We start from the raw sequence: 7,750 nt of genomic DNA on the forward strand, positions 1-7,750 counted from the left end.
AACCACGTGATCGTCGATCAACACGTACAGTGCGGTCAGGAGGGTGTTCAGATCTTTGCTCACACATCGAACATGAACACCCTCCCCCACATCCACGGCCACGACGCGCCCAGGCCCTTCAAGGAATCACTCATCTAGCGGGGACCCCAGCGAGGCGGGTGGTCAGAGCAGCGCGGTGATGCGGTCGGCGGTGAGGGGGAGGTCGCGGACGCGGACGCCAAGCGCGTCGTACACCGCGTTGCCGATGGCCGCGGCCGTCGGGCCCTGGGCGGCCTCACCCGAGCCGAGCGAGGGATCGTCCGGGCGCGACATGATCTCGACGTCGACGTGGGGCACCTCGGTGAACCGCAGGATCGGGTACGTCTCCCAGTCGCCGCTCGTCACCCGCGTGTCGTCGAAGCGGACGCGCTCCTTGAGCGTCCAGCTGGTCGCCTGGATCGCGCCGCCCTCGAGCTGGTTGGCGACGCCGTCGGGGTTGACCACCTGCCCGACGTCGACGGCGACGTGCAACCGGGTGACCCTGACCTCGTGGGTGGCCTCGACCTCGGCGACGACCGCGCAGTAGGCGCCGATGTTCTTGTACCTGGCGAAGCCGATGCCCCGGCCGGTGTCGCCGGACGCGTCCGCGCCCGACGGCCAGTCGGCCGCCGCGGCGACCGCCTCGACCACGGCGCGTGCGCGCGGGTCGGTGAGGTGCCGCAGCCGGTACTCGACGGGGTCGACGCCGGCCGCATCGGCGAGCTCGTCGAGGAACGACTCGACGGCGAAGACGTTGAGGTGGGCGCCGAGCGACCGCAGCGACGACACGCGCAGCGGCATCGTCAGCAGCCGGTTGCCGATCACCTCGAGGTGCGGCACGTCGTAGTACGGCACGGCGTTGCGCAGCAGTCCGGCACCGCGCTCGGGCGGCGGGTCGGCAGACGGCGGGATCGGGGTCGGGTCGGCGGTGTGCGTCGCGGCGAGCAGTCGTGGCAGGCCTCCGGTGTCGGGTCGGGACGTGTGGCCGTTGCTCCACGCCTCGTGCCGCCAGCCGAGGATGCGCCCGTCCGCGCCGACCGTCGCCTCGAGGTCGACTGTCATCGCCGCGCCGAACGGCGCCCAGGTCAGCTCGTCGTGTCGGCTCCAGACCACCTGGACCGGCCGGCCCTCGACCGCCCGCGCCAGCAGGACGGCGTCGAAAGCCGCGTCGTCGGCGGCGTTGTGCCCGTAGCTCCCCGCACCCTCGACGTGGTGGACGACGACGCGGTCGAGCGGCACGCCCAGCTGGACGTGGATCGCCCTGCGTAGCTGGAACACGCCCTGGCTGTGCGTCCACACCGTGACGCCGCCGTCGCGCCAGCGCGCGATGCCGCAGCTGGGCGCCAGCGACGCGTGGGCGAGGTAGGGACGGCCGTACGACCGGGCGAGCCGATGGGTGACGTCGCCGTCGCGCGCGGCACCGGTCGGCTCGGCGAGGACCGAGCGCTCCGCCTGCGCCGAGCGGAGGAAGCCGGGCAGGTCGTCCTCGTCGGGCAGCGAAGCGGACTCGTGCCAGGTGACCGCGTCGGCGAGGGTGGACGCGGCGGTGACCGCGGCGGCCTCTCGGTCGGCGACGACGCCGAGGAAGTCGCCGTCGCGCACGACGGTCACCGTCTCGGGAAGGCCCGCCACGACCTCGTCGTCGATCGCGTCGATGTGGGCCTGGCGGGACGGCGGCCTGATCACGCGGCCGAACAGCTGGCCCTGGAGTCGTAGGTCGTGGACGAACCTCGGCCGCCCCGTCACCTTGTCCGGCAGGTCGAGGCGCTGCACGCTGGCGCCGACCACGCGGTAGTCGGTCGACTTCTTCGGCGTCGCCCTGCCGTCGGCGTCACGGTCGAGGAGGGTGGCGTGGTCGAGCCGCCAGTACGTGGTGTGGCCACCACCGGGGCCGCGCAGGTCGCCGTCGCCGACGGTGAGGTCGGCGAGGTCGACGTCGAGCTCCGCCGCGGCGGCCGCGCAGAGCACCGCTCGCACCTCGGCGCACGCCTGCCGCAGCGCCGCGCCGCTGAACATGATGGACAGGCTGCCCGCGGTGAGCGCCTCGTCGGGACTGCCCGCGGTGGAGGTCGCCTGCATGACCACACGGTCGACGTCGACGTCGAGCTCTTCCGCCGCGATCTGCGCCAGTGCGGTGAGGATGCCCTGGCCGAGCTCGACCTTGCCCACCCGGACGGTGACCACGCCGTCGGTGCCGAGGTCGACCCAGGTCGACAGGCGCGGGTTGGCGGCGAGGTCCTTGGGCAGCACCGGTTCGGGCATCTCGGGTGACGGCGTCGTCATGTCGCGGCCTCCTGCTCGCCGGCTGCCTGCATGACCGCTCGCACCATGCGGTTGTGCGCACCGCAGCGGCACAGGTTCCGGTCGAGCGCCGAGCGCACGTCGTGCTCGGTGGGCCGCGGTGTCTCCTCGAGCAGGGCCGTCGCGCTGACGAGGATGCCCGAGACGCAGTACCCGCACTGCGCCGCCTGCTGGTCGAGGAACGCGCGCTGGAGCGCGGACGGGTGCGCGGTGTCGCCGAGCCCCTCGACCGTCACGACGCGCTTGCCGTCGGCGGCCCACAGCGGGGTGTCGCACGACGGGGTCGGGTGCCCGTCGAGGAGGACGAAGCAGGCGCCGCACAGGCCGACGCCGCAGCCGAACCTCGTGCCCACCAGGCCGAGGTCGTCGCGCAGTGCGTACAGCAGCGGGGTGTCGGGCTCACCACCGAACTCGTGGTCGGTGCCGTTGACGTTGACGTGGACCGGATTCTCAGCAGCCATATGCGTCCACATCCTATCGGATGCACGGTTGCATTCGATTGCCGATCGCGTCGACCTGTTGACGGAGGATCACGAGGTACTGCATGGTAACGAGGACCGCAATCGGTTGCGGCATTCTCGAGGAGCTGGTCGACGATGCGTACGAAACCTCGAGCGCTGATCGCGCTGCTGTCCGCCCTGGTGCTGCTGGCCGGATGTGGCGGCTCGGGAGACTCGGGCGGTGACACCAACGAGCCGATCACGATAGGGGTCTCGCTGCCGCTGTCCGGGCAGTTCGCGCAGCCGGGGCAGCAGGCGAAGCGCGGGTACGAGATCTGGCGCGACATGGTCAACGCCGACGGCGGCGTCGTCGGCCGCAAGGTCGAGCTGAAGATCATGGACGACGCGAGCAACCAGGACACCGTCGTCGCCGACTACACGCGCCTGATCACCCAGGACAAGGTCGACCTGCTGCTCGGCACGTTCTCGTCCCTGCTGAACTACCCGGCCTCCGCCGTGGCGGAGAAGAACAACATGGTCTTCGTCGAGCCGGCGGGCGGGGCGCCGAACATGTTCACCCGCGGCTTCACGAAGCTCTTCTTCGCCCAGCAGGCCACGTCGGACAAACAGGGCGAGGTGTTCGCCGACTGGATCGAGTCGCTGCCCGAGGCCGAGCGCCCGAAGACCGCGGCGTACCCGACGCTCGACGACCCGTTCGCGAAGCCGGTGTCCGACACCCTGCGCAAGGACCTGGAGAAGCTCGGTGTCGAGACTGTCTACCGCACCGTGTACCCCGCGGGCACGACGAACTTCCAGTCGGTCGGCGCCGCGGTCAAGGGCAAGAAGCCGGACATGATCGTCAACGGCGCCCAGTTCGACGACGGCGTCGGCCTCGTCAGGTCGCTCAAGCAGCTCGACTTCTCGCCGAAGATCATGTTCCAGAGCTCGGCGCCGAGCGAGGCCGTCCAGTACAGCGACGGCGTCGGCGAGGCCAACACCGAGGGCGTCTTCTACAGCGTCAGCTGGAACGACCGTGCGCCCACGCCGCTCAACAAGGAGTTCGTCGACGAGTACGCGAAGCGGTTCGACGGCGCGCTTCCGGCGGAGGACGCCGCGGACGCGTTCGCGGCGGCGCAGGTGCTGCAGGCGGCGGTCGAGGGGGTCAAGGAGATCGACCAGGACAAGATCGGCGACTGGTTGCACGCCAACGAGGTCCAGACGATCCTCGGCAAGCTCAGCTGGGACTCCGCGGGCCGCGGCAAGGCCAGCTACATGCTCGCGCAGTGGCAGGCGGGGCGGCCGGAGATCGTCGCACCCGACGACGTCTCGACGTCGAAGAAGATCGTCAACCCCAAGCCCGACTGGCAGCAGTGACACTCGGGTCGGCAGGCGGACGCGGGAAGGCGGCGCGATGGCTCAGCTCGTCCAGGGACTGGTGCTCGGCCTGCTCATCGGCGGCGTCTACGCGCTGATGGCCAGCGGCCTCACGCTCATCTTCGGCGTGCTGAACATCGTCAACGTCGCCCAGGGCGCGCTGCTCGTGCTGGCGGCGACCATCACCTGGAAGGTGTGGTCGGTCACCGGACTCGACCCCATCCTCCTCGCGTGCCTGATGGGTCCGTTGATGTTCGGCCTCGGCTGGGTGCTGCACAAGTTCGTGGTGAGTCGCATCGCCGGGCGGCCGGCGTCGATGTCGGTGCTGCTGACGTTCGGCATCGCGCTGGTGGTCGAGGGTGTCCTCACGCTGTGGACCGGCAACGTCTTCCACTCGGCGACACCGAGCTACTTCTCGCAGTCGTTCAGGATCGGCGCGATCGCACTGCCGAAGGCTCAGGTCTTCGCGTTCCTCCTCGCGCTCGTGGTGCTCGCAGCGTTCTACGCCTTGCTGCGGTTCACCTGGCGCGGACGCGCGATCCGCGCGTCAGCGGAGAACCCGTCGTCCGCGGCGCTCGTCGGGGTACGTCCCGGGCCCACCTCGTCGTTCGCGTTCGCACTCGGTTCCGGCACGGCGGGCGTCGGCGGCGCCGCGCTCGCCGTCCTCTACCCGTTCTTCCCCGCCTCGCACTACGAGTGGATCTCGCGGCTGCTCGGCATCATCGTGCTCGGCGGCATGGGCAGCCTGCCGGGAGCGCTGATCGGCGCGCTGGTGCTGGGTCTCGCCGAGACGCTCACCGCGACGTACGCGTCCCTACGCTGGTCCACGCTGGTGTTCTACGTCGTCATCGTGGCGGTCCTATTGATCCGGCCGCACGGCCTGTTCGGCACCCGCGTCCGCGAGGCGTGACCATGTCCGTGTGGCGCCGGCTCCCGTTCGCCTCGCACCCCGGCCGTGCCGTGGCCGCCGTGGCGCTCGTCCTCCTCGTCGCCTACCCCGTCGTCGTGCCCGACGCGACGTACCAGCAGACCGTGCTGCTGATGGCGTTCCTGCTGGCGATCCAGGCGGTCGGCTGGAACATCGTGTCCGGGTTCGCCGGCTACATCTCGCTCGGGCACAGCGCGTTCCTCGGCCTCGGCGCCTACACCGCGGGAATCCTCGCGGTGCGCACCGGCTGGAACCCGCTGTGGTTCATCCCGGTGTCCGCGGTCGTCGCGGTGCTCGTCTCGCTCGTTGTCGGGGCGATCGCGCTGCGCGCGTCGGGGCACGCGTTCGTCATCATCACGATCGCGCTGCTCCTGTCGTTGCAGGTGGCCGCGATCAACCTGCCGAGCCTGACGAAGGGCACGGACGGCATCACCCTGCCGCTGCCGTTCTGGCCGCGCGAGCTGCAGAACGTCCCGTTCTACTACCTGTTCCTCGTGCTGCTCGTCGCCGTCTTCGCGTTCAGCTGGTGGATCAGGCGGACGAAGTTCGGCACCGGGCTCGTCGCGATCCGCGAGGACGAGGGCAAGGCCGCGGCGACCGGCGTCAACACCACGGTCTACAAGGTGCTCGCGTTCGCGGCCAGCACCGTCTTCTCCGGCGCGGCCGGCGCCGGCTACGCCTACTTCCAGACGTTCCTCAACCCCGCCGGCGCGTTCAACCTCGTCATGAGCGTCACGATCGTCCTCGCCGTGCTGCTCGGCGGCCGGGGCACGCTCTGGGGGCCTGTCGTAGGCGCGTTCATCGTGCATTTCGCGATGGAGGGCGCGACCGTGTACGGCGGCGGCACCGCGTCGCGACCGCTGCTGCTCGGCGCGATCCTCGTCCTCGTGGTGCTGTTCCTGCCCACCGGGCTCGTCCCGACCGTCCAGGCGTTCCTGCGCCGGCGGGCTGCGGCCGGTCACGCCGTCGCGTACACCGACCAGGCCGGTGCTGTGCGACACCCGCGGGCGCGGGTGGCGGAGCGGGTGCGACCGGAGCCGCGGGCGGAGCGTGCGCTGCTGGAGATCAGGCAGGTGCGCAGGTCGTTCGGCGGTGTCCACGCCGTCGACGGCGTCGACCTCGCGGTCGCGGCGGGCTCGATCACCGGCCTGATCGGGCCGAACGGCTCGGGCAAGACCACGCTGTTCAACCTCGTGACCGGCACGCTGCGGCCGGGAGCCGGCGAGATCCGGTTCGACGGCAGGCGGATCGACACCCTGCCCCCGTGGTCGCGGGCGCACCTCGGCGTGTCGAGGACCTTCCAGGTGACGCGGCCGTTCGGCGACCTCTCCGTGATCGAGAACGTCGTCGCGCCGATGTCGTCGTTCCGCTGGCGCGGGCTCGTCGCCAACGCGGTCGACGGCGCGGAGACCGAGCGCGCGCGAGAGCTCCTCGCGTTCGTCGGCCTCGCCGACCTCGCCGAGCAGCCCGCGGGCACCCTGTCGTACGGCCAGCTCAAGCTGATGGAGATCGCCCAGGCGCTCATGCTCGAGCCGCGGCTCGTGCTCCTCGACGAGCCCGCCGGCGGCGTCAACCCGACCCTGGTCAACCGCATCGTCGACATCGTCCGCGAGCTCAACGCGCAAGGCGTCACGTTCCTCGTCGTCGAGCACAACATCCCGCTCGTCCTCGACCTGTGCGACCCGGTCGCCGTCCTCAGCCGGGGCAGCATCATCGCCGAGGGACCGCCCGACGAGGTCCGCCGCGACAAGGCGGTGCTCGACGCCTACCTCGGCCCGGACGACGTCCTGCCCGTCGCCTCGGCGCGGACGAGGGAGGCCGAGCCCACATGAGCAAGCTGGCGCTGCGCGACGTGTACGCGGGCTACGGCGGCGGCGACGTCCTGCAGGCACTCGACCTCGACGTGGCGGAGGGCTCCGTCACGTGCATCGTGGGCCCCAACGGCGCCGGCAAGTCGACGGTGCTCCGCGTCATCAGCGCGATCCTGCGTCCGCGCCAGGGCAGCGTGCTGCTCGACGGCGAGCCCCTCGACGGGCTCGACAGCGCGGCCGTCCTGCGCCGGGGCGTCGTCCAGGTGCCGCAGTCGCGCGCGCTGTTCCCGCGCATGTCCGTGCACGAGAACGTCCTGATGGGCGGCTACGTGATCCGCGGTGACCGGCAGCTGCTGCGCCGCCGCTACGCCGAGGTCGCCGACCTGATCCCGATCGTCCGCGAACGCGCGAACGACCGCGCCGGCAACCTGTCCGGCGGCCAGCGCCGCATGGTCGAGATCGCGCGGTGCCTGATGCTGAGCCCGTCCCTCGTCCTGCTCGACGAGCCGTCGCTCGGTCTCGACCCGAAGAGCCTCGCGTCGGTCGCCGAGCTGATCCGCTCGACCAACGAGCGCGGCGCCACGATCCTGCTGATCGAGCAGAACGTCAGGCTGGGCCTCGGCATCGCCAGCCACGGTGTGGTGATGGAGGGCGGCCGCACCCGCCTCGCCGGCACGTCGAAGGAGATCCTCGACCACCCCGAGATCGGCCAGCTCTTCCTCGGCGGCGCGGTCTCGTCCTAGGAGCGTGGGTCCGTATTGGCGAATCCGCCGCGCCGCGGCGCTGATGGGGCTGCTGGGCGGTTAGCGTGGCGGGCCGTGTGCCGGCATGAGTGAGGTGGTCGTGCTCGTCGTTGATGCTCAGCGATCAGCGATCAG

6 protein-coding genes are annotated in these 7,750 nt (G+C 71.0%); 4 read left to right on the top strand and 2 right to left on the bottom strand.

Annotated features, from left to right (window positions below):
• Positions 1-162 precede the first annotated feature (162 nt).
• Positions 163-2,301, bottom strand: coding sequence for a molybdopterin-dependent oxidoreductase (locus GEV10_31115; GenBank protein ID MQA82853.1), 2,139 nt, complete (start codon positions 2,299-2,301; stop codon positions 163-165).
• The gene (locus GEV10_31120) at positions 2,298-2,780 is read right to left on the bottom strand and encodes a 2Fe-2S iron-sulfur cluster binding domain-containing protein (GenBank protein MQA82854.1); all 483 of its coding nucleotides are present in this window, start codon (positions 2,778-2,780) and stop codon (positions 2,298-2,300) included. Before GEV10_31120 ends, GEV10_31115 begins: the two co-directional genes overlap by 4 nt.
• Positions 2,781-2,915: 135 nt before the next feature.
• Between GEV10_31120 and GEV10_31125 the strand changes: the two genes are divergently transcribed.
• Genes GEV10_31125 through GEV10_31140 form a run of 4 tightly spaced genes read left to right on the top strand, consistent with a single transcriptional unit; the run spans position 2,916 to position 7,615 of the window.
• Positions 2,916-4,133, top strand: coding sequence for an ABC transporter substrate-binding protein (locus tag GEV10_31125; GenBank protein ID MQA82855.1), 1,218 nt, complete (start codon positions 2,916-2,918; stop codon positions 4,131-4,133).
• Positions 4,134-4,170: 37 nt separating this feature from the next.
• Positions 4,171-5,043, top strand: coding sequence for a branched-chain amino acid ABC transporter permease (locus GEV10_31130; protein MQA82856.1), 873 nt, complete (start codon positions 4,171-4,173; stop codon positions 5,041-5,043).
• 2 nt (positions 5,044-5,045) lie between these two features.
• Positions 5,046-6,893: an ATP-binding cassette domain-containing protein gene (locus GEV10_31135; protein MQA82857.1), complete on the top strand. Its 1,848-nt coding sequence runs from the start codon at positions 5,046-5,048 to the stop codon at positions 6,891-6,893.
• Positions 6,890-7,615 (top strand): ATP-binding cassette domain-containing protein, encoded by a 726-nt coding sequence (locus tag GEV10_31140; protein ID MQA82858.1) that lies wholly within the window; start codon positions 6,890-6,892, stop codon positions 7,613-7,615. Before GEV10_31135 ends, GEV10_31140 begins: the two co-directional genes overlap by 4 nt.
• Positions 7,616-7,750: the final 135 nt, after the last annotated feature.

Source organism: Streptosporangiales bacterium (assembly GCA_009379955.1).
In the GTDB taxonomy this organism is placed as follows: domain Bacteria; phylum Actinomycetota; class Actinomycetes; order Streptosporangiales; family WHST01; genus WHST01.

Bases quoted from the DNA above. Each gene is read 5' to 3' on its own strand.
- GEV10_31115 (MQA82853.1), bottom strand. From the start codon at position 2,301: ATGACGACGCCGTCACCCGAGATGCCCGAACCGGTGCTGCCCAAGGAC.
- GEV10_31120 (MQA82854.1), bottom strand. From the start codon at position 2,780: ATGGCTGCTGAGAATCCGGTCCACGTCAACGTCAACGGCACCGACCAC.
- GEV10_31125 (MQA82855.1), top strand. From the start codon at position 2,916: ATGCGTACGAAACCTCGAGCGCTGATCGCGCTGCTGTCCGCCCTGGTG.
- GEV10_31130 (MQA82856.1), top strand. From the start codon at position 4,171: ATGGCTCAGCTCGTCCAGGGACTGGTGCTCGGCCTGCTCATCGGCGGC.
- GEV10_31135 (MQA82857.1), top strand. From the start codon at position 5,046: ATGTCCGTGTGGCGCCGGCTCCCGTTCGCCTCGCACCCCGGCCGTGCC.
- GEV10_31140 (MQA82858.1), top strand. From the start codon at position 6,890: ATGAGCAAGCTGGCGCTGCGCGACGTGTACGCGGGCTACGGCGGCGGC.